The sequence below is a fragment of the Arthrobacter sp. H35-D1 genome, from assembly GCF_030063185.1.
Lineage (GTDB): Bacteria > Actinomycetota > Actinomycetes > Actinomycetales > Micrococcaceae > Specibacter.
Window position 1 is genome coordinate 234,150 of sequence record NZ_JASISP010000003.1, and the last position, 21,108, is coordinate 255,257.

Here is a 21,108-nt window from a genome sequence, read left to right on the forward strand (position 1 = left end):
CATCAGGAAGCGGGAGTGCGGGCGGTGCATGGCAGCCAAAGGATCGCGTGCCCGCGTCAGCGGACGTAACGATCGGTGGTCACTTTCCCGGCCGGGAGGATACCTTGGGAGCTATGAAGTACGCGAACTCCGTCCTGGACCTGATTGGCAACACTCCGCTGGTGAAATTGCACAAGGTCACCGAGGGTCTCCAAGCTACAGTGCTTGTCAAGCTTGAGTACATGAACCCCGGCGGCTCCGCCAAGGACCGCATTGCCGTGAAAATGCTCGACGAGGCTGCCAAGGAAGGAAAAATCCTCCCGGGTGGCACCGTGGTGGAACCCACCAGCGGAAACACCGGGGTCGCCATGGCCATGGTGGCCCAGCAGCGCGGCTACAAGTGCGTGTTCGTGGTGCCCGACAAGGTGGGCGAGGACAAGCGTTCGGTCCTACGGGCCTACGGTGCCGAGGTGGTGGTCACGCCGTCGGCAGTGTCCGCCAGCAGCCCGCAGTCCTACTACGGGGTCTCCGACCGGCTGACCCAGGAAATTCCGGGTGCCTACAAACCCGACCAATTCTCCAACCAAAACGGCCCGCTGAGCCACTACGAAACCACTGGCCCGGAAATCTGGGCGGACACCGACGGGCGCATCACGCACTTTGTGGCAGGCGTGGGAACCGGCGGCACCATTACCGGCGCCGGCCGTTTCCTGCGCGAAGCATCCCGGGACCGCCCGGCAGCCGACGGCGGGGAGGTGCAGATCATCGGCGCGGACCCGGAAGGTTCCGTGTACTCGGGCGGAACCGGCCGCCCCTACCTCATCGAAGGCGTGGGCGAGGACGTCTGGCCCCGCTCCTACGATCCCTCCGTCCCGCACAAGGTCATCGCCGTCAGCGACAACGACTCCTTTGCCATGACCCGCCGCCTGGCCCGGGAGGAAGGGCTGCTGGTGGGTGGTTCCTCCGGCATGGCGGTGGTGGCTGCGCTGGAAGCCGCCAAGGGGCTGGGACCGGAGGCAGTCGTCGTCGTGCTTCTGCCTGACAGCGGGCGCGGCTACCTGGGCAAGATCTTTAGCGACTTGTGGATGCAGTCCTACGGTTTCCTGAAACTGAGCGACGAGCCGGCCATTGGCGACGTGCTCAAGGCCAAGACGGGCGGGCTGCCGGACCTTGTGCACATCCACCCGAACGAGACGGTGCGCGACGTCATCAACCTGATGGCCGAGTACGGGGTGTCCCAGATTCCCGTGCTCAGCGCGGAACCGCCGGTGGTCATGGGGGAGGTGCTCGGCTCGGTGGATGAACGCACGCTGACAGGCATGCTGTTCCGGCACGAGGCGAAACTGACCGACAAGATCACCGACCACATGCAGCCGCTGTTGCCGATCATCGGCTCGCTGGAGCCCATTTCGGCCGCGCGCGCCAAGCTGCAGGACGTGGATGCGCTGATGGTGACATTCGTCGGATCGCCCGTCGGGGTGCTGACCCGCCTGGACCTGCTGAACTATCTCAACCACTGACTTGGCACTACTGATTTAACACGACCGTCCTAAAAGGAGAACATCATGACTGAAGGCTTCAACACCCGCGCCGTCCATGCCGGCCAGACACCGGACCCCACCACCGGTGCCGTCATCCCCGCGCTGTACCAAACCACCACGTTCGCGCAGGACGGGATCGGCAAGCTGCGCAACGGCTACGAGTACGGCCGCGGCACCAACCCCACCCGCGACGCGCTCCAGGCACAGCTGGCCGGCGTCGAGGGCGGGCAGTTCGCGTTCAGCTTCGCCTCCGGGCTGGCTGCCGAGGACGCACTGATCCGAGCCCTGCTGGTCCCCGGCGACCACATCGTCATGGGCAACGACGTCTACGGCGGCACCTACCGGCTCCTGAACCGCATCCTGTCGGTCTGGGGCATCACCAACGCCGCCGTTGACATGTTCGACGCCGGGGCGCTGGCTGCCGCTGTTGCCGCAGGTGGACCCGATGGCGGGACAAAGATGCTGTGGGTCGAGACGCCGTCGAACCCGATGATGAAAATTACCGACATTGCCGCGCTCGCAGACGTGGCCCATGCCGCTGGAGCGCTGTTGGTGGTGGACAACACCTTTGCCTCTCCGTACCTGCAAAATCCGCTGGCGCTCGGTGCCGACGTGGTGGTCCACTCCACCACGAAGTACATTGGCGGGCACTCGGATGCTTCCGGCGGCGCGATCATTCTCAACGACGCCGAGGCGGCCGAGAAGATCGGGTTTGTGCAGTTTGCCGTCGGTGCCGTGTCCGCGCCGATGGAGGCGTGGTTGACCACCCGCGGGCTCAAGACGCTGGGCGTGCGCATGGACAGGCACTGCTTCAACGCCCAGGCGATTGCTGAATGGCTGCTGCAGCGTCCCGAAGTGGAGCGTGTGCTGTACCCGGGCCTGCCCAGCCACCCCGGCCACGAACTGGCTGCCCGGCAGATGCGCGGCTTTGGCGGCATGATTTCCGTGCAGTTCAAGGGCGGCGAGGAAGCCGCACGCAAGGTGGCCGAGTCCACCGCGCTGTTTACGCTGGCCGAGTCGCTGGGCGGCATCGAATCGCTGATGAACTACCCCTCGGAGATGACGCACGCCTCCGTCAAGGGCACCGAGCTGGCCGTTCCCGTCAACCTGATCCGGCTCTCGGTGGGCATCGAAGACATCGAGGACCTGCTCGCGGACCTGGAGCAAGCGCTAGACGCCCTTTAGAACCGGCGAGCCGTCGTGTGTGCGAGCCGGCAGCGCACCCTCCGCAGCCTGCCTTCCCACCCTCCCCTCCCCACTGACCCTCCTGCACTTTCGGGGGTGATTTTACGAACGCTTCCGCAGCAACTGCATGAGTGATCCGGTAAAACCGCCCAAAACTGCAGGAGCGTCGGTGGATGGGGTGTCCGTTGTGGCCTGTTCGTCGGGCCTATTCGTCGGGGACAGTGTCGGTGACCCAGTCGATGTAGCGGCGCAGGGATCGCTCGGTAATGTCCTTCGCACCGCCGTCGATGGTGGCGAAAGCACCGTAGATTCGTTCGAAGGCCAGCGGCGCAGAGGTGTCAAGGATTCGTCGGATGGCACGGGCCGGCAGCGGGATGTTGTTGACGTAGCTGCGCATGGCGTTCACGGACTTCCTGTCCCGGCCGATACCGACGGTGTCGCCGGCCAGCAGTGCACCGTGCCCTTGTGCGCCAGCAAGCCAATGGACCATGCTGCTGCCGGCAAAGTGACCCCCGAACTGGTGCATAGCCAGGCCCGGCAAAAGCTCCTCCACGTCCTCCCACAACCGGATTGCGGGGTCCGGGCGGCGAATCCACTGCCGGTCGGCAGCGGCAACGTAGACGGGTGCGCGACCAAAAGCGTGGCTCCACTGGATTGAGGAGCCGGTCAGGTGCGGATGGCTGGCTGCGACGACGGCGACCCCTCCCAAGGCGCGAACCGCCTCAATGCCAGCGTTGTCAAGGAATCCCGGGGGCTCCCACAGCAAGTTTCCGTGCTCCGTTTGCACGAGCAGGCCGCGTTGGCCTATTCCCAGTTCCGGCATGGTCTCCACGGCGTGGAGACCGGGTTCCAGCTCCACCACAGTGATGCGAAATCCCTCCGCCTCGAGTTCATCGCGGGTGGTCCAGCGCTGGCCAGTGGCGGGGACGTACTGGCGTTCATCGGAGCAGATTTCACACACCTGCGGGGGGTCGGTGGTGTCGGTATGTTCGATGGCGCATGTGGCGCACGTCCAGATGGTCATGGTGTTCCTTCGCGTAGTGCCTCGGCCGGCGAAACTGCATGGAGGGGAAGTGGCATATAAGACAGTCAACCAGTCAACTCTTGCGGCGAACAGGTGTGCGGGAAGTTGGTCTGCTGGCAGCGATTTGCTTAAATACACCATGAACCTGTCAAATACTATGACAATAAGGTCACAGTTTGCCGACTTGCATATCGATTTGGTTTCGCTTTACTCTTGGTATTGTCCGTTTGGACAGGTCGCATTTCTTGGCGGCCACGATTGCCCGGATCTACCCACACCAACACCGTCATGTGGTAGATCACGGAAACAACCTCCATATTTACAGGTTGGACGGTGGTGCACAGATGTCCGGGGACGGATGGAGCGCGAGGTGGCCTTTGGGAGAGCGCATCGATGAAGAATACTAAAATGGTTCGTAATTTTGGCCGCGTTTTGGCAGTTGGTGCCCTCGTCGGAGGCGGACTGGCAGTTGCCGGAACTGGCGCCAACGCAGCAAGCGGCGGCACCTGGGACGCACTGGCACAGTGTGAAAGCGGCGGCGACTGGGGCATCAGCACCGGCAACGGTTTCTCTGGTGGACTGCAGTTCACCCCCAGCACCTGGGCAGCCTTTGGCGGCGCAGGAGCACCGCAGAACGCATCGAGGGCAGAGCAGATCGCCGTGGCCGAGCGAGTCCAGGCCGGCCAGGGATGGGGCGCATGGCCGTCCTGTTCAGCACAGTTGGGACTTTCCGGCGGAGGCGGCCAGGCCTACTCGCCTGCAGCTGTTCCGGCACCGGCCCCCGTAGTTGCGCAGTCCTCACAGGTTGTCCCCGTGCAGCAGGCTCCTGTGCAGCAAGCACCGGTCCAGCAGGCTCCTGTGCAGCAAGCACCGGTCCAGCAGGCTCCCGTGCAGCAGGCACCGGTCCAGCAGGCTCCTGTGCAGCAGGCACCCGCGACCGTTGCACTCAGCGGCGAGACCTACACCATCCAGTCCGGCGACACACTGTCGACCATCGCTGACAAGCTGGGCATCCAGGGAGGATGGCAGGCGCTTTACCAGGCCAACGCCGACACTGTCATCCACGCCGACCTCATCTTCACCGGCGCGGTCCTGCAGCTCCCGGCCTAATCCCCACGCCCTCCCACTGCTCGCAAGCTCGCAGCGGGACCCTCGGGCGCGTGGCCCCAATCACGCCCTCCCACTGCTCGCAAGCTCGCAGCGGGACCCTCGGGCGCGTGGCCCCATCCACATAAACCCATAGGGTCAGCAGCTCGCGACCAGCACGCCGAAGGGCGGCCCGCCATCGTGGCGGGCCGCCCTTCGGCGTGCTGGTGCACGTCCGGCCGTCGAATACGGAGAGACGTGGACGGAGGTGGCAGCAGGTGCGACGCTTGGCTGTCCGGCCTCTACCCGCGGGAGGCTGCGGCACCCACCCGGGTCTCGGCGTCGTGCGTGTAAACCTGCTTGCCGCCGATGAAGACTTTCATCGCCCGTGACATGACGTCGAGGGGATCCCCACTCCACAGCACCAGATCCGCGTCCTTGCCCGCCTTCAGCGAGCCGATCCGGTCCGCCAAACCCAGCACCTTGGCCGGGTTGATGGTGATGGCGCGCAGTGCGGTGTCCGCATCCAGCCCCTCCTTGACGGCCAAGGCCGCCTGGTGGACGAGGAAGTTGATGGGCACCACGGGGTGGTCGGTGATAATGGAAATTTCGACGCCGGCCGCGGTCAGCTTGCCCGGGTTGGCCAGGGACCGCCCGCGCAATTCAGGCTTGGACTTGGTGGTGAAAAGCGGTCCGATCAGCACCGGGATGCCCCGATCGGCGATGACGTCTGCGATCAGGTGCGCTTCCGTGCCGTGGTCAATGACGAGCTCGTAGCCAAACTCGTCGGCCAGGCGGAGGGCCGTGGCGACGTCGTCGGTGCGGTGGCAGTGCTGGCGCCAGGGAATCTCGCGGCGCAGCACCATGGCCAGCGCCTCCATGTGGGCGTCGCGCGGTCGCGGCTCCGGCTGGGCCATCCAATTTTGTGCGTCCATGAACGCCTGGCGGATCACCAGCGCCGTGCCCAAGCGGGTGGAAGGGGTCTTCTTTTTCTCCCCATACACGGTTTTCGGGTTCTCACCCAGGGCCGACTTCAGCCCGCTGGGGGAGCGCAGCACCATCTCTTCGATGTAGCGCCCGTGCGTGTGCATGGCCACTGCCTGTCCGCCAATGGGGTTGCCGGAACCGGGGTTGACGTTGACGGCGGTGATGCCGCCAGCCAGGGCGTCGTCGAAGCCGGGATCAAAGGGGTCCACGGCGTCGATGGCGCGCACGCCGGCCATGACGGGATTCGTCATCTCATTGACGTCGCTGGTGGAGCCCAGTTCGCCTTCGGGGTCCATGCCCAGATGCACATGTGCGTCGATGAAGCCGGGCAGTAGCCACTGCCCCTTGGCATCGAGGACGTCGGCACCCTCGGGAATCTCCAGCGATGCGCCCAAACCCAGAATTTTTCCGCCTTCCACCAGCACGGTTCCGTCAAAAGGTGCGCCTTCCACCGGCACCACATGGGCGTTCGTGATGGCCACAACACGCCGCTTTGCCGCGGCTGCGGCCTCGTGGATGGCGGCGCTGATGGAGGTCGTGTTGGCAGCAGGCTTCACCGGCGCACCTTTCCCACCAGCCTTGCCAACCTTTTTGGCGGTGGTCGGCCCGCCCGGCTTCACGGGGACGGAGCCGGGCTTTCCTGCGGGGGCGGCAGCCCGGCGCGTGACCCTTCCAGGGATGAATCCGGGGTTGGGGGTGGGCTGTGAGTTGCTCATGACTGCCTTTCGCGTGCCATCGGGGACCTTTCCAAGCTACCGCGTTTATTCCCCCACAGGATGCTTTTGGACGCGGCTTGCCCGGCATAGTCTTGGACGATGCATATGAAAACAGCCTTGATCACTGGGGTGGGCCGCACGGTTGGGCTGGGTGCCGGTGTTGCCCGCGCCTTGGCCGCAGACGACTGGGACCTGGTCCTGAACTATTGGCATCCCTACGACGAGCGCATGTTCGGCGGCGCAAAAACTCGTGACATGGCCCGGGACATTGCCACGCTCACCGCCGAGCTTGTTGCGGCCGGCTCCAGGGTGTGGGCCGTGCCCGCAGACCTGGCCGACTCCTCCGCCGTCGAGCATCTTTTCGCGCAGGTCGCCCAGGAGGCCGGCCCGCTGCAGGGGATGGTGCTCTCGCACTGCGAGTCGGTGGACTCGGCGATCCTCGACACCTCCCTGGAAAGCTTCGAGCGGCACTTCGCCGTCAACAGCCGGGCCAGTTGGCAGCTGATTGCGGCGTTTGCCCGCCAGGCCACGGACGACGGCGGCGCGGTCGTTGCGCTGACAAGCGACCACACGGCGTTCAACCTGCCCTACGGCGCGTCGAAGGGAGCGCTGGACAGGATTGTCATTGCGGCTGCGCGGGAATTGGCTGGGCAGCACATCAGCGCGAACGTCCTGAACCCCGGCCCCGTGGACACCGGCTGGATGGACGATGCCGTGCGGGCCGAGCTGACGGCGTTGCAGCCGGGCGGACGGCTCGGCACGCCCGAGGACGTGGCGCCGACCGTCGGGTTCCTGCTGTCCCCGGCCGGGCGCTGGGTCAGTGGGCAGTTGATCAAGGCCGACGGCGGCTTCTCGGCCTGACTTTTGCTCACGTATGCGCATAACTCGGGGGTGAACCCTGCGCATAAGTGAAGTGCCGCTAGTTATGCGTTGGGTTGGGGGTTGAACCTGGCGCATAAGCGGTTGTGCGCGTCACTCGGGGGTGAACCCTGCGCATAAGTGAAGTGCCGCTAGTTATGCGTTGGGTTGGGGGTTGAACCTGGCGCATAAGCGGTTGTGCGCGTCACTCGGGGGTGAACCCTGCGCATAAGTGAAGTGCCGCTAGTTATGCGTGCAATGCGGGGGTGAACCCTGCGCATAAGTGAACAGCCACAGCAGACACAAAGCGAGAACTCTCAGGTAGCACGTCAGGAAGGTGTCAAGAACGGCGGCCAGCGCGTTAAGAACGCGTAAAAACGGGCGGCAGCGCCCCCGCACGGATGTGTGATTGAGAAAGACATCAACGCACATTGTGAAAGGGAGCTGGTTGTGGAATTGGTTACGTGGTTAATTTTGGTGTTGGTGGGGCTGGGATTGCTGGTGTACCTGCTTACGGCCCTCATTCGACCCGAGAAGTGGTGAACGCGGCCATGGAACTCCATGCATTCGCGCTAACCACCCAGCTGGTCATCCTCATAGTGACCCTCGGGGCACTGCACCAACCGATGGGCAAATATCTGGCGGCAACGTTCAGCAGCCACAAACACTTGGCGGTGGAACGTGGCCTGTACAAACTCTCCGGAGTGGAACCGCGTGCCGACCAGCATTGGAAGGTTTATCTGCGCTCGCTGGTGGCCTTTAGCCTCGTCTCCATCGTGGCGTTGATCGCCTTCCAACTGCTCCAAGGAGTGCTCCCGTTCAACCAGGGCCTGGGCTCCGTTGATCCGTGGGTTGCCATGAACACGGCCATCTCCTTTGTGACCAACACCAACTGGCAGACGTACGCACCTGAAACCACACTGGGCTTCGGCGTGCAGATGCTGGGACTGGCCGTGCAGAACTTTCTCTCCGCCGCCGTCGGACTGGCCGTGGTGGTTGCGCTCATCCGCGGACTTGTGCGGTCCCAAACTTCCAATCTAGGCAACTTTTGGGTGGACTTGACCCGCGGCGCCCTCCGGGTGCTACTGCCCATCAGCATCATTGGCGCAGTGGTGCTGATCATCACCGGGGTTGTGCAAAACTGGGGCGGGACGGACATTCACACCCTTGTCACCGGCGCACAGCAAACCGTCCCGGGCGGGCCCGTGGCCTCCCAGGAAGTCATCAAGTTGCTGGGCACCAACGGCGGCGGCTACTTCAACGCCAACTCCGCCCACCCTTTTGAAAACCCCAACGCTCTCAGCAACCTCTTTGAGGTGTTCTTGATTCTGCTGATCCCCTTCTCCTTACCGGCCATGTACGGGCGCATGGTGGGCGATAAACGCCAGGGGTACACACTGCTCACCGTCATGTCCGCATTCTGGCTTATTTCAACAGCACTGATGGGCTGGGCGCTTGCCGCTTTCGCAGGCACCGGAACCAGCGTGGGTGAAGGCCTTGAGCAACGTTTCGGCGCCAACGGCACCGCACTGTTTGCCACCGCCACCACACTGACCTCAACCGGGGCCGTCAATGCCGCCCACGATTCCCTACCACCCCTGGCTGGCGGACTCGCCATGGTGAACATGATGCTAGGAGAAGTTGCTCCCGGCGGCGTGGGATCAGGGCTGTACGGGCTGCTGGTGCTGTCCGTAGTGGCCGTCTTCATTGGCGGACTCATGGTGGGACGCACCCCGGAAATGTTGGGCAAGAAGGTGGGCGCCGGGCAAATGAAACTGGTCGCCGTGTACATTCTGGTGACACCAACCCTGGTGCTGCTCGGCACGGCCATCACCGTCTCCATTCCCGCGCTCGCCGCCGCCGCCCCGGCGCAAGGACCGCACGGATTCAGCGAAGTCCTCTACGCCTTCACCTCGGCCGCGAACAACAACGGCTCCGCCTTTGGTGGCATCACCAGCTCCGGACCGGCATTGGCCACCATGTTGGCACTGGCCATGTTCTTCGGCCGGTTCCTGCCGATCGCCCTGGTGCTTGCCCTGGCCGGTTCCTTCGCGAAACAACGCAAGATACCGAACACCGCCGGCACCCTCGCCACGCACGGCCCCCTCTTTGCGGTGCTGCTTGGCGGGATCGTACTGATCCTCACCGCACTCACCTACTTCCCGGCGCTCGCCTTGGGCCCGGCTGCTGAAGGACTGCTGAAATGAACCTGACCACCCTCCGCGCGGCACTGCCCTTGGCGTTGTCCAAACTCAACCCCCGCCTCATGATCCATTCTCCTGTCATGTTCACAGTGCTCATCGGTTCGATCCTGTGCACCGCAGTGAGCATCCAACAGCTCATCCTGGGCTCCTCGACGGCAGTGTTTTCCTTCAGTGTCACGGTCTGGTTGTGGCTGACTGTGCTGTTCGGGAACCTGGCAGAGTCCATCGCCGAGGGCCGTGGTAAAGCGCAGGCAGACAGTCTGCGTTCAGCCCGCACCTCGGTCATGGCACGACGGCGGAGCTCGGCTTTGGTGCCCGCCGGCCAGCTAGCCGGGGGAGAGCCGGACTACGAGGAAGAAATGGTTCCTGGCACCGACCTGGTGGTGGGAGACATGGTGATTGTTGTGGCCGGGGAACTGATCCCCAGCGACGGTGACGTCATCGAAGGCCTGGCCAGTGTTGACGAATCCGCCATCACGGGCGAATCAGCACCTGTCATCCGTGAATCTGGCGGGGACAGGAGCTCGGTCACCGGCGGCACCATGGTGCTCTCGGACCGGATTGTGGTGCGCATTACCGCAGCCAGCGGCAAAACGTTCCTGGACCGCATGATCTCCCTCGTCGAGGGTGCCACCCGTCAAAAAACACCCAACGAGATCGCCCTGAACGTGCTGTTGGCCTCGCTGACCATCGTGTTTGTTGTGGCCATTATGACCTTGGCGCCCATGGCGGCATTCGCCAATGCGCTGCCGAGCCCGGTGGTCTTGGTAGCCCTGGTGGTCTGCCTGATTCCCACCACGATTGGTGCGCTGGTCCCAGCGATTGGTATTGCCGGCATGGACCGGCTCATCCAACGCAATGTGCTGGCCACCTCCGGACGGGCCGTGGAAACAGCCGGCGATGTGACCACCTTGTTGCTGGATAAGACCGGCACCATCACGTACGGAAACCGCCGGGCCGTGGCATTTATTGCAGCCGACGGCGTCAGCGAAGAAGAGCTGATCGAAACCGCACGGCTATCCTCACTCGCCGATGAAACACCCGAGGGCCGATCCATCGTGGAACTGGCCGACGAGAGGACTGAAGGAGTTGAAGCTGGGGGACTCGGCGCCACGCAGACACTGAGTGCTGATGTTGAGATCATTGAGTTCAGCGCCACCACCCGCATGAGCGGGCTCAACCTGCCCGTGGGTCATCCCGCCAACCCGGGTACCACCATCCGGGAGGTCCGCAAAGGGGCCGGATCCGCCGTCGAGCGTTATGTCAGCGAGCGCGGCGGGATGCTGCCAGCTGAAGTGCAGCAGGCTGTGGAGACTATTTCCGGAACCGGTGGCACCCCGCTGCTGGTGGCCAGCCACAACGGCGAGCGCGCCCAGATTTTGGGTGTCATTCACCTAGCTGATGTGGTTAAACCCGGCATGAAGGAGCGGTTCGCGGAGCTGCGGGCCATGGGCATCAAGACCATCATGATCACCGGCGACAACAAGATCACGGCGGCGGCTATTGCGGCCGAGGCTGGCGTGGATGACTTTGTTGCCGAGGCTACGCCGGAGGACAAGCTGGCCGTGATCAAGGCCGAGCAGGAGTCCGGGCGTTTGGTGGCGATGACAGGCGATGGCACTAACGACGCCCCGGCGCTGGCCGCGGCGGATGTGGGGGTGGCCATGAATTCAGGCACGAGTGCGGCCAAGGAAGCGGCCAACATGGTGGATCTGGATTCCGATCCCACCAAGCTGATCGACATTGTGGGCATTGGCAAGCAGCTATTGATCACCCGTGGTTCGTTGACCACGTTCTCGGTGGCCAACGATGTGGCGAAGTATTTTGCGATTGTGCCGGCCTTGTTCGCGGCCACGTTCCCGGGACTGGGGCTTTTGAACATTATGGGCTTGTCCTCGCCGGAGAGCGCCATTCTCTCCGCCGTGATTTTCAATGCCCTGATCATTGTCCTCCTGGTGCCGCTGGCGTTGCGCGGGGTGAAATACCGGGCAGTGTCCGCCGCTCAGGCGCTGTCCAGGAACCTGTTGGTGTATGGCTTGGGCGGCATGATCGCCCCGTTCGTAGGCATCAAAGCCATTGACCTTGTTCTTTCTCTCTTCCCAACGATTGGTTAGCACTATGAACGCCTATGGACGCCAACTATTAACCGCATTGCGATTCCTGCTGTGCACCACACTCATTCTGGGACTGGCCTACCCGGCACTGGTCTTTGGGCTGGGACAGCTCATTGCTCCCGCTCAAGCCAACGGTTCACTGGTCAGCGTGGATGGGAAAGCTGCCGGTTCTTCGCTGCTTGCCCAGCCCGTCACAGGAGAAGAGTTCTTCTACCCCCGGCCCTCAGCTGTGCAGTGGGATGCGGCCGGCTCCTCACCCAGTAACTTGGGACCGAATCAACCATCCCTGATCGAGGCCATGACTACTAATAAGGCAGAAGTTGCTACACGGGAAAACGTAGTGCCGGGAAGCATTCCAATTGATGCACTCACCGCTAGCGGCTCCGGACTAGATCCGGACATCTCTTTGGCCAACGCACGCATGCAGCTGCCACGGGTAGCTAAAGCAACAGGACTGGGGGAAGCCACAGTGAATGAGCTGATCCGCGAAAACACCAACAATGCAGTGTTGGGTTTTCTGGGCCAGCCCTCGGTCAACACCACCACCTTGAACGCCGCGCTGCTCCAGGCGCGGACCAACCCTTAAGGTACTGCGAGAATAAGCATTATGGCACGGGGCATCTTAAGGATTTTCTTGGGCGCGGCACCCGGTGTGGGCAAAACCTACACCATGCTGGAGGAAGGCCGCGCCCAAGCTGCAGCAGGGGTCGATGTGGTGGCGGGCATCATCCTGGACCATGGCCGGGCCCAAACCCGAGCCCAGGTGGGGGAGTTGGAGATGTTGCCCACCGTGTGCATCCCTTACCGGGACGCCGATTTCCAGGAGCTCGACGTCTTGGCCCTGCTGGCCCGGAGGCCGACCCTGGCGCTGGTGGATGAGTATGCGCACACCAATGTGCCCGGATCCGGCAACGCCAAACGCTGGCAAGATGTTGAGCAGTTGCTGGCTGCCGGCATCGACGTCTACTCCACCCTGAACGTCCAGCACCTTGCCTCCCTGGCGGATGTGGTGGAGGCCATCACCGGTGTGCGGCAGCAGGAGACCGTGCCCGATGAGGTTGTGCGCCGGGCCGAGCAGATCGAGCTTGTGGACATTCCGCCGGAACTGCTGCGCCAACGCTTGAGCGTGGGCAATGTCTATGCCAGGGATAAAATTGATGCAGCCCTGGCGAACTACTTCCGGCTGGGCAACTTGACGGCGTTGCGTGAACTGGCGCTGCTGTGGTTGGCGGACCGGGTGGAGGAAGGTGTGGCGCAGTACCGCCAGAGCCACGGCATCGCTGCCAGCTGGCCCACCCGGGAACGCGTGGTGGTGGGGTTGACCGGCGGACCGGAAGGGGAATACCTGTTGCGCCGCGCGGCTAGGATCTTGAGCAGGGTCAGTGGAGGGGAACTGCTGGCAGTGCACGTGCCACGTTCCGACGGAGTGAGCGGCAGTGCCCCGGCCGCCTTGGAGACCCAACGCCAACTCGTCACTGACTTGGGCGGCACCTACCACTCCGTGGGTGGCGACGACCCTGGGCAAGCCCTGCTGGAATTCGCTCGCAACGTCGGGGCAACCCAAATTGTCATCGGCACCTCCCGCCGCAAGCCGCTGTTGGGCCTTTTGGCCCGGCCAGGTGTCGGAGCGATGGTGGTGCGCAATGCCGGCGACATTGACGTTCACATGGTTCCGCACCCGCTGGGTGCCGCCACCGCCCGCATGCGCAACCGCGGTGAGCTGAACAAGAAGCGCGTGGTGGTCGGCTTTGTGTTGGCAGCAATGCTGCCCATTTTGGTGCAACTGGGCACAGGATCACTGAACCTGCAAACCACCATGGTCATCCAACTGGCTGCCGCCATTGCTGTTGCCCTGGTTGGCGGGCTGTGGCCAGCGGTCTCGGCAGCGATCTGGGGCACATTGTTGCTGAACTACTTTTCGGCACCACCGGTGCGAACGCTGACTATCAGCGACCCCGAAAACCTGCTCGCACTGGCAATCTTCTTGCTGGTTGCCGTGGCCGTGGCGCTCGCCGTCGACCAATCAGCCCGGCGCTCGCGGGAAGCCGCCCGCGCCGGATCCGAGGCAGCCACCTTGAGTGAATTGGCCCGCGGCATCTTGGCTTCCCAAGACACCGTTCAGGTGTTCTTGGAGCAGGTCCGTGACCACTTTGCCATGACGTCCGTGGTGCTCTTCAGCGGCAGCGGCAGCGACCTGTCCACTTGGCGTGCCGACGCCTCGGTGGGAGAAAACCCTCCAGTCACCCCGGAAGGGGCCGAGAATGTCGAGGAAATCTCCGAGCGCTGGATGCTCGGGCTCAACGGGCGGGTGCTGCCAGCCAGCGACCGCAGGCTGCTCACTGCCTTTGGTGCCCACTTGATGGCACTGGAGCAACGGGAAGCGTTGACTGTGACGCAGCGGGAAAACCAGCAGCTGTCCCAAGACAACAAGATCCGCACCTCCGTGCTGCGGGCTGTCTCCCACGACCTGCGCACCCCGCTGGCCGGGATCAAGCTGTCCGTGAGCAGTCTGCGCCAAACCGAGGTGGAGTTCAGCCCCGAGGACGAGGCCGAACTGTTGGCTACCATTGAGCACTACACGGACAGGATGGATGCGCTCGTGGGCAATCTTTTGGACATGTCCCGGCTCAGCGCTGACATGGTTAGCCCCGTCATGGGACCCATCACGTGGCTGGAGGTGCTGCCGGCGGCGCTGCACGGTGTCCCGGCAGGGCGGATCCGCAACGAAGTTCCCGCGAACATGCCGCCTATCGAGGCCGATCCGGGGCTGCTGGAACGGATCATCGCCAACATTGTTGAAAACGCCGTCAAGTACGCGCCGGGTTCGGACATCACGGTTCTCGCATCCATTGGTGGCAGCGGCAGTGCCACCATCGACGGCTACCCGGCCAGCGAACTGCGGGTGGTTGATCATGGCAAGGGTGTCCCCGCCGCCAATGTCATGGCCATGTTCAAACCCTTCCAACGGCTCGACGACGTCTCCTTCGGTCCGCAGGGCGGCACCGGGGTGGGCCTGGGGCTGGCAGTTGCCAAGGGATTCACCGAAATCATGGGAGGAATTTTGGAAGCGGAACAAACACCCGGTGGTGGATTGACCATGATCATCCGCATCCCGCTCTCCACCGGAATTGTGCGGAACCTGCCATGACCACCGTCTTGATCGTCGATGACGAACCCCAAATCTTGCGGGCCCTGCAAATCAACCTGCACGCGCACGGGTACACGGTGGTGCTGGCAGTCAACGGAACCGCAGCGCTGGCGGCGGCACAAACCCAGGCCATTGACGTCGTCGTGCTTGATCTGGGGTTGCCCGACATGGACGGGCTGGAGGTGATCGCCGGGCTGCGCGGATGGAGCGAGGTGCCCATCATCGTGCTTTCGGCCAGGCACGGCTCGCATGACAAGGTGGAGGCGCTCGACGCCGGCGCGGACGACTACGTGACGAAGCCGTTCGGACTGGACGAGTTGCTGGCCAGGCTGCGGGCGGCGACGAGAAGGGCCGGTCCGCAGAGTGCTGAACCGCTGGTTGAAACAGCCGAATTCACGGTGGATCTGGCCAACAGGCTGGTGCTGCGCGGCGGGGAAGCCGTGCGCATGACGCCCACCGAATGGAGTCTGCTTGAGCTGCTGGTGCGCAACCCGGGCCGCCTTGTCAGCCAGCAGCAGCTCCTCTCCGAAGTGTGGGGGCCGGCGTACGCGAAAGAAACCCACTACCTGCGGGTCTACATGGGTCAGCTGCGGCGGAAGCTGGAGGCCGACCCGGCGAATCCGGCCCACCTGCTCACCGAAGCCGGCATGGGCTACCGTTTCGTGCCATAGAAAATCCGACGCCTAGGCAGCATCGAATTCCCAGGTGGTGCTGGTGCGACAGCGGCGCCACCTATGGATGAAACCCCGCTTACCCGCTGCAGTTGTGACGGATTCCACAGTGATTTTCTCACCATGGAGAACCATCTGGCCATAAAGCCAATAGTAAAATTATGACTATGACAAAACGCTCCCCCCTTGCCTTGGCCGTGCTGGCATTGCTGGAGGAAGCACCCATGCACCCGTACCGGATCCAGCAATTGATAGCCCTGCGCGGCAAGGACAAAGTCATCAATGTCAGCCAGCGGGCCAGCCTTTACAGCACCGTGGACCGTTTGGCGCGCGACGGCTTGATTCGCGTGCTGGAGACTGAACGAGACGGGCAGCGGCCGGAACGCTCCATCTATGAAATATCCGACGCCGGACGCGTCACCGCCCGCGGTTGGCTCAGGGAAATGCTCTCTGTTCCCAAGAACGGTTTTCCGGACTTCCATGCAGCCCTGGCCCACGCCCCGATGCTTGAACCAGCAGAATTGGCCGCCCTGCTGCGCACCCGTTGCGACACCGTGGCATGCGAGGTGGCAGAACTGGAAAAGGAGCTGGAGCTCGCCAGTGCATACCTGCCGCGCGTCGTGCTTTTGGATGCTGAATTGATTGCACGGACCCGTTCCATCGAACTTGGTTTTCTCCGCGACGCGCTGGCAGGGTTGGACTCCGGGGGCATGACGTGGACCCGGCAGTCGTTGGCCGCGCTTGCCCTGCGCCAGGACGCCCCAAGCCAGGACTCCGTCAGCCAAGACGCAAAGCACTGACCGGCACATCGCAGGGGCGCGTGCCACTGATGCACCTACGCAACTTCCACTTGCCCCTCGTTTTTCTCACTTTCCCAAGGAAGCCATTTGAAACCCTCCGCCCCACCCGTTGGCAAGGCACGCAGCATTGCCTTGGTCTGCCTGTTCATGGCCTCCTTCATGGAATTGCTTGACGCCACCATTGTCAACGTCGCCCTGCCCGACATCGAACGTGCCCTCGGCGCCCAGAATGCCGAGCTGCAGTGGATGGTGGCCTCCTACACGCTGGCTTTGGCCGTTGGCTTGATCACCGGTTCCCGCCTGGGGGACATCTACGGCCGCAAAAAGGTCTTCATCATCGGCCTGGTGGTGTTCACCGTGGCGTCCGTGCTCTGCGGGGCGGCCATGAACCCGGAGATGCTCATCGCTTCACGGGCTCTGCAAGGGTTCGCCTCCGCGGCCATGATTCCCCAGGTGCTCTCCAGCCTGCAGGTCATGTACAAGCCGTCCGAACGGGCCGGTGCCATGGCCGGCTTCTCCGCGCTGGCAGGTGTTGCGGCAGTCTCCGGGCCCATCGTCGGTGCCGTCCTGACCGACGCGGACCTCTTCGGCTGGGGCTGGCGCACCATCTTCTTCGTCAACATCCCCGTCGGCATTTTCGCCGTGGTCTGTGCCGTGAAGTACGTTCCCGAGTCCAAGGCACCGGTGCGGCACAAACTTGACCTGTCCGGCGTCGTGGTTCTGGCGGTTGGCATGCTGGCGATCCTCTATCCCCTCACCATGGGACGGGAAGAAGGTTGGCCGGCGTGGACGTTCGCGTCCATGGCATTCGGCGTGCTGGTGCTGACAGGCTTTGTGCTGCTGCAGCACCGCCAGGAAAAGCGCGGGGGCGAGCCGTTGGTGGCCGTCTCACTTTTCAAGAGCCGCGCGTTCGCCGCCGGCATCGCCCTGATGTTCCTGTTCTTCATCCCGATGAACGGATTCTTCCTGATCCAGACCCTGTTCCTGCAGTTGGGCCTTGACTATCCGATCCTGAAGGCCGGGCTGACCATGGTGCCGTTCTCGCTCATGGTGCCGATTCTGGCGGGCATCTCAGCGGCAATCCTGGCCCGCAAGTTTGGCCGCGTGGTGTTGCAGCTGGGCCCGCTGGTGGTGGCCGCCGGATTCGTGGTGCTGATCTTCACGGTGCAGGCGGTCGGCGGCACCGTCACCCCGTGGCAACTGTTGGCCGGGCTTGCCCTGAGCGGCGCCGGGTTCGGCATGGTCGTGGCACCCGTGGGCATCTTCGTGCTCTCGGAAGTCCCCGCCAAGCTCGCCGGCAGCGCCTCGGGCCTTTTCAACACCACCAGCCAGCTCGCCGGCGCGTTCGGCGTGGCCATCATCGGCACCATCTTCTTCGACGCACTTGAGGGGAGCACGGCAACGAGCAAGCCGGAAGTGTTCATCGAGGGCTTCACCTCCACCATGTGGATCATGGCCGCCGGCATGGTGCTGGCCGCCGTTGCGGCGTCGTTCCTGCCGCGCCATGCCTCCGAGGCCGACGTTGCCGACGACGCAGCGGCAGACCTCGTCGAAGCCTGAGCCTGTTGCACGACGCCGGGTCCCGGCTTCGCGTGGACCGGCCGCCGCGGGTTGCGGCTCGGACTGGATTTCTCCGCAGAACCCGCCTCGAGCAAGGCGCGGAAGCACTTGCCCGCATGACCAGGGCGGAGTTCTGCGGACAAGTGAACCCCAGCGCCCGAACGGCGCGCAACTCGGACTGGGCTTTGCGTACAGGTCAAGGAATTTCGCACCGCGCGCGGGGCACGTCCCACCCTGCCCTAAAGTTGAGGCATGACTGACATTGTGCACCCGTCCGGTTCGGTGCTTGCCATCTGCCGGGTCCACCAGCTGATCGCCACAACCACGGGTTTTGGCGTCACGGCCATCGACAAGCGCGCTGTTGAAGGACTCGTCAGCTTGCGCAAGTTTGGCGTGTTCGGCGACGTGCAGGGCGACTCCGAACATCACGGCGGGCCGGACCAGGCAGTGTATGCCTATTCACAGGAGGACGCCGACTACTGGAGCGCCGAACTCGGGCGTCCGATCCCACCGGGATTGTTTGGGGAAAACCTGCGCACCCTGGGTGTGGAGACCAGCCATGCCGTGATCGGCACGCGTTGGCGGATTGGCACGGCGCTGCTGGAAGTCACGTCGCCCCGCGTGCCGTGCGCCACCTTTGGGGAGCGCATGGACGAGCCGCAATGGGTCAAGCGCTTCACGCAGGCAGGCCGCGTGGGCAGCTACCTGAGGGTGTTGGAACACGGCAAGGCCAAGGCGGGGGACGCCGTCGTGGTTGAGCATGTTCCCGGGCACGGGATCACGGTGGGGAAATTCTTTAGTGATCCCACGCCTGCGGACGTGCTGACATTGCAGCGGCTTGTTGCCTGCGGGGAACTGACACTGTCCCGCCACTTCCACACCAGGTTCGCGAGGATCTTGGCGCGGGCCAGCTGAAATCCCGGCCATGTGCCGAAACTCACGGGCCGCCGTCGGCTTTCCCTGTATCGCAGCGCCAACGTATGGCCTACAATTTAAACATCCCCCACTCCGGTATCTCCTTTTTTATTTTCTGCCCAATTTTTGAGGCAGGAGCCTGAAGTGTATGGGGCCCGCAAGCTTTCTGGGCGGGCAAGTAGCGTTCATAGGGGATTGCCGGCAAAGAAACGCCATGCAGTGTTGGTTTGCGTCAACACTGGCGGCCGTATCCACGGCGTGCACATGGCGCGAGATCCTGCCCGGGATGCCGAGTAGCGGCTGGATCTCGTCCGAAGCGGCAACACCGCCGCCTGGCCCTATGAATGAGGACATTCACCACCATGCCCGAAAACTTGACTGAAAATTCCCCCGCCGTGGAGGAAGAAAACGAAATGACTTTCGCTGACATGGGCATCGACGGCCGCGTGCTGTCTGCCCTGAGCGACGTTGGCTACGAGAAGCCCTCACCCATCCAGGCCGCAACCATTCCGCTGCTGCTTGAAGGCCGCGACGTGGTTGGCCTGGCCCAGACCGGTACCGGCAAGACGGCAGCATTCGCCGTTCCGGCACTGTCCCGCATGGCTGAGCTGATGGACCTCAACGGGCCCACCAAGGACACCCAGATCCTGGTGCTGGCACCGACCCGCGAATTGGCCCTGCAGGTTGCAGAGGCATTTGCCTCCTACGCCAAGCACATGGACAACTTCTCCGTGCTTCCCGTTTACGGCGGCTCGGCCTACGGCCCGCAGCTGGCCGGCTTGCGTCGCGGGGCACAGGTTGTTGTCGGAACCCCCGGCCGCGTTATCGACCACCTCTCCAAGGGCTCCTTGGACCTGTCGAACCTGCAGTACCTTGTACTGGATGAGGCCGACGAGATGCTGCGCATGGGCTTCGCCGAAGATGTCGAGCAGATCCTGTCCAAGACACCGGCCGAGAAGCAGGTTGCCCTGTTCTCCGCCACCATGCCCAGCCAGATCCGCCGCATCTCCAAGCAGTACCTGAACAATCCGGCCGAGGTCACGGTCAAGTCCAAGACCACCACCGCTGCCAACACCCGCCAGCGCTACCTGCAGGTCATGGGCCCGCACAAGCTGGACGCACTGACCCGCGTGCTCGAAGTTGAAGAATTTGAAGGCGTCATCGCGTTCGTGCGCACCAAGATGGCCACCGAGGACCTTGCCGACAAGCTCCGTTCACGCGGTTTCCTGGCTGCCGCCATCAACGGCGACATCCCGCAGCAGCAGCGCGAGCGCACCATTGAAGCCCTCCGCGCCGGCAAGATCGACGTCCTGGTTGCCACGGACGTTGCAGCCCGCGGACTTGACGTGGAGCGCATCACCCACGTCATCAACTACGACATCCCGCATGACACCGAGTCCTACGTGCACCGCATTGGCCGCACGGGCCGCGCCGGCCGCTCCGGGGACGCGATCCTCTTCATGACCCCGCGCGAGAAGTACCTGCTGCGCGCCATTGAAAAGGCCACCCGCCAGCCGGTGGACCAGATGCACCTGCCGTCCGCAGAAACCATCAACACCCTGCGGCTTGGCAAGTTCGCCGAAAAGATCACCGAGACCCTTGCCAGCAAGGACGTCTCCAAGTTCCGCGACCTGATCTCCTCCTACGAGCAGGAACACGACGTTCCGGCCGCGGAGATTGCCGCAGCCTTGGCCGTCATGGCCCAGGGTGGCCAGCCGATGCTTGTCAACGACCTGCCGGCGGCTCCGGAATACCAGAAGAAGGATCGCGCCAAGGACGGCTTCGGCTCCCGCGGCCCGACCCGGACCCTGACCGAAGGCAACGCCACCTACCGCATCTCGGTGGGCCGCCGCCAGCGCGTCATGCCAGGCTCCATCGTTGGCGCCATTGCCAACGAAGGCGGCCTGTCCTCCTCGCAAATCGGCGGCATCGACATTCGCTCCGACCACACCCTGGTGGAACTGCCGGCAGACCTGAGCAAGGACCAGTGGCGCGCCCTGAGCAAGACCCGCATCAGCGGTGAGCTCATCAACCTCGAGTTGGACAAGGGGCGCCGTCCCTCCGGTGGCGCCACGGGTGCTCCCTACAAGGGCCGTGAAGACCGCGGCGACCGAGGCCAGGGCGGCTTCAAGAAGAAGTTCGACGGCGAGCGTGGCGGAAGCCGTGGAGGCGACCGCGGCTTCAGCAACGATCGCGGCCAGGGCCATGACGGCCACGGCGGCGGAGACCGCCGCCCCCGCCATGAAGGCGGACAGAGCTTCAACAGCAAGGGCAAGTGGTAAATACCACGCCCTGAGGCGCTAAAAGAAGGGCCGGTTGC

At 63.7% G+C, this 21,108-nt stretch carries 16 protein-coding genes; 14 read left to right on the forward strand and 2 right to left on the reverse strand.

Annotated features, from left to right (window positions below; translation table 11 throughout):
* Nucleotides 1-113: 113 nt before the first annotated feature.
* Together QMG25_RS06250 and QMG25_RS06255 are read left to right on the forward strand one after the other, a co-directional pair.
* Nucleotides 114-1,499: a cystathionine beta-synthase gene (locus QMG25_RS06250; protein ID WP_283458296.1), complete on the forward strand. Its 1,386-nt coding sequence runs from the start codon at nt 114-116 to the stop codon at nt 1,497-1,499.
* Nucleotides 1,500-1,544: 45 nt separating this feature from the next.
* Entirely contained in the window at nt 1,545-2,705 is a 1,161-nt protein-coding gene (locus QMG25_RS06255) for a cystathionine gamma-synthase (protein WP_283458297.1), read from the forward strand.
* A gap of 205 nt (nt 2,706-2,910) precedes the next feature.
* On the opposite strand, the gene QMG25_RS06260 is transcribed toward QMG25_RS06255, so the two are convergent.
* On the reverse strand, nt 2,911-3,729 hold the full coding sequence (locus tag QMG25_RS06260; RefSeq protein WP_283458299.1) for an MBL fold metallo-hydrolase: 819 nt from the start codon (nt 3,727-3,729) through the stop codon (nt 2,911-2,913).
* A 408-nt stretch (nt 3,730-4,137) separates the two neighbouring features.
* Between QMG25_RS06260 and QMG25_RS06265 the strand changes: the two genes are divergently transcribed.
* The gene (locus QMG25_RS06265) at nt 4,138-4,839 is read left to right on the forward strand and encodes a transglycosylase family protein (RefSeq protein ID WP_283458301.1); all 702 of its coding nucleotides are present in this window, start codon (nt 4,138-4,140) and stop codon (nt 4,837-4,839) included.
* Nucleotides 4,840-5,117: 278 nt separating this feature from the next.
* Here the strand turns inward: QMG25_RS06265 and QMG25_RS06270 are convergent, their stop codons facing one another.
* Nucleotides 5,118-6,518: an amidohydrolase gene (locus QMG25_RS06270; protein ID WP_283458305.1), complete on the reverse strand. Its 1,401-nt coding sequence runs from the start codon at nt 6,516-6,518 to the stop codon at nt 5,118-5,120.
* 105 nt (nt 6,519-6,623) lie between these two features.
* Here QMG25_RS06270 and QMG25_RS06275 point away from each other — a divergent pair, with 105 nt between their 5' ends.
* From QMG25_RS06275 to QMG25_RS06325, 11 genes are all read left to right on the forward strand, one after another.
* The gene (locus QMG25_RS06275) at nt 6,624-7,379 is read left to right on the forward strand and encodes an SDR family oxidoreductase (RefSeq protein ID WP_283458552.1); all 756 of its coding nucleotides are present in this window, start codon (nt 6,624-6,626) and stop codon (nt 7,377-7,379) included.
* A gap of 474 nt (nt 7,380-7,853) precedes the next feature.
* On the forward strand, nt 7,854-7,919 hold the full coding sequence (gene kdpF, locus QMG25_RS06280; RefSeq protein WP_283458554.1) for a K(+)-transporting ATPase subunit F: 66 nt from the start codon (nt 7,854-7,856) through the stop codon (nt 7,917-7,919).
* Between the two features lie 8 nt (nt 7,920-7,927).
* Nucleotides 7,928-9,583 (forward strand): potassium-transporting ATPase subunit KdpA, encoded by a 1,656-nt coding sequence (kdpA, locus tag QMG25_RS06285; RefSeq protein ID WP_283458307.1) that lies wholly within the window; start codon nt 7,928-7,930, stop codon nt 9,581-9,583.
* Complete coding sequence (gene kdpB, locus QMG25_RS06290) at nt 9,580-11,694, forward strand: potassium-transporting ATPase subunit KdpB (RefSeq protein ID WP_283458309.1); 2,115 nt, start codon at nt 9,580-9,582, stop codon at nt 11,692-11,694. Before kdpA ends, kdpB begins: the two co-directional genes overlap by 4 nt.
* Before the next feature lie 4 nt (nt 11,695-11,698).
* Nucleotides 11,699-12,280, forward strand: a complete 582-nt coding sequence (gene kdpC, locus QMG25_RS06295) for a potassium-transporting ATPase subunit KdpC (RefSeq protein WP_283458311.1) — start codon at nt 11,699-11,701, stop codon at nt 12,278-12,280.
* 21 nt (nt 12,281-12,301) lie between these two features.
* Entirely contained in the window at nt 12,302-14,842 is a 2,541-nt protein-coding gene (locus QMG25_RS06300) for a sensor histidine kinase (RefSeq protein WP_283458313.1), read from the forward strand.
* The gene (locus tag QMG25_RS06305; RefSeq protein ID WP_283458315.1) at nt 14,839-15,513 is read left to right on the forward strand and encodes a response regulator; all 675 of its coding nucleotides are present in this window, start codon (nt 14,839-14,841) and stop codon (nt 15,511-15,513) included. Before QMG25_RS06300 ends, QMG25_RS06305 begins: the two co-directional genes overlap by 4 nt.
* A 167-nt stretch (nt 15,514-15,680) precedes the next feature.
* Entirely contained in the window at nt 15,681-16,313 is a 633-nt protein-coding gene (locus QMG25_RS06310) for a PadR family transcriptional regulator (RefSeq protein ID WP_283458318.1), read from the forward strand.
* Nucleotides 16,314-16,400: 87 nt separating this feature from the next.
* Entirely contained in the window at nt 16,401-17,873 is a 1,473-nt protein-coding gene (locus QMG25_RS06315) for an MFS transporter (RefSeq protein WP_283458320.1), read from the forward strand.
* Nucleotides 17,874-18,125: 252 nt separating this feature from the next.
* The gene (locus QMG25_RS06320; RefSeq protein WP_283458323.1) at nt 18,126-18,788 is read left to right on the forward strand and encodes an MOSC domain-containing protein; all 663 of its coding nucleotides are present in this window, start codon (nt 18,126-18,128) and stop codon (nt 18,786-18,788) included.
* A 362-nt stretch (nt 18,789-19,150) separates the two neighbouring features.
* Nucleotides 19,151-21,070: a DEAD/DEAH box helicase gene (locus QMG25_RS06325; protein ID WP_283458325.1), complete on the forward strand. Its 1,920-nt coding sequence runs from the start codon at nt 19,151-19,153 to the stop codon at nt 21,068-21,070.
* The last annotated feature ends 38 nt before the right edge of the window (nt 21,071-21,108 follow it).

What these genes read in the sequence shown, in the direction of transcription:
- QMG25_RS06250 (WP_283458296.1), top strand. Translation starts at nt 114, where the DNA reads ATGAAGTACGCGAACTCCGTCCTGGACCTGATTGGCAACACTCCGCTG.
- QMG25_RS06255 (WP_283458297.1), top strand. Translation starts at nt 1,545, where the DNA reads ATGACTGAAGGCTTCAACACCCGCGCCGTCCATGCCGGCCAGACACCG.
- QMG25_RS06260 (WP_283458299.1), bottom strand. Translation starts at nt 3,729, where the DNA reads ATGACCATCTGGACGTGCGCCACATGCGCCATCGAACATACCGACACC.
- QMG25_RS06265 (WP_283458301.1), top strand. Translation starts at nt 4,138, where the DNA reads ATGGTTCGTAATTTTGGCCGCGTTTTGGCAGTTGGTGCCCTCGTCGGA.
- QMG25_RS06270 (WP_283458305.1), bottom strand. Translation starts at nt 6,518, where the DNA reads ATGAGCAACTCACAGCCCACCCCCAACCCCGGATTCATCCCTGGAAGG.
- QMG25_RS06275 (WP_283458552.1), top strand. Translation starts at nt 6,624, where the DNA reads ATGAAAACAGCCTTGATCACTGGGGTGGGCCGCACGGTTGGGCTGGGT.
- kdpA (WP_283458307.1), top strand. Translation starts at nt 7,928, where the DNA reads ATGGAACTCCATGCATTCGCGCTAACCACCCAGCTGGTCATCCTCATA.
- kdpB (WP_283458309.1), top strand. Translation starts at nt 9,580, where the DNA reads ATGAACCTGACCACCCTCCGCGCGGCACTGCCCTTGGCGTTGTCCAAA.
- kdpC (WP_283458311.1), top strand. Translation starts at nt 11,699, where the DNA reads ATGAACGCCTATGGACGCCAACTATTAACCGCATTGCGATTCCTGCTG.
- QMG25_RS06300 (WP_283458313.1), top strand. Translation starts at nt 12,302, where the DNA reads ATGGCACGGGGCATCTTAAGGATTTTCTTGGGCGCGGCACCCGGTGTG.
- QMG25_RS06305 (WP_283458315.1), top strand. Translation starts at nt 14,839, where the DNA reads ATGACCACCGTCTTGATCGTCGATGACGAACCCCAAATCTTGCGGGCC.
- QMG25_RS06310 (WP_283458318.1), top strand. Translation starts at nt 15,681, where the DNA reads ATGACAAAACGCTCCCCCCTTGCCTTGGCCGTGCTGGCATTGCTGGAG.
- QMG25_RS06320 (WP_283458323.1), top strand. Translation starts at nt 18,126, where the DNA reads ATGACTGACATTGTGCACCCGTCCGGTTCGGTGCTTGCCATCTGCCGG.
- QMG25_RS06325 (WP_283458325.1), top strand. Translation starts at nt 19,151, where the DNA reads ATGCCCGAAAACTTGACTGAAAATTCCCCCGCCGTGGAGGAAGAAAAC.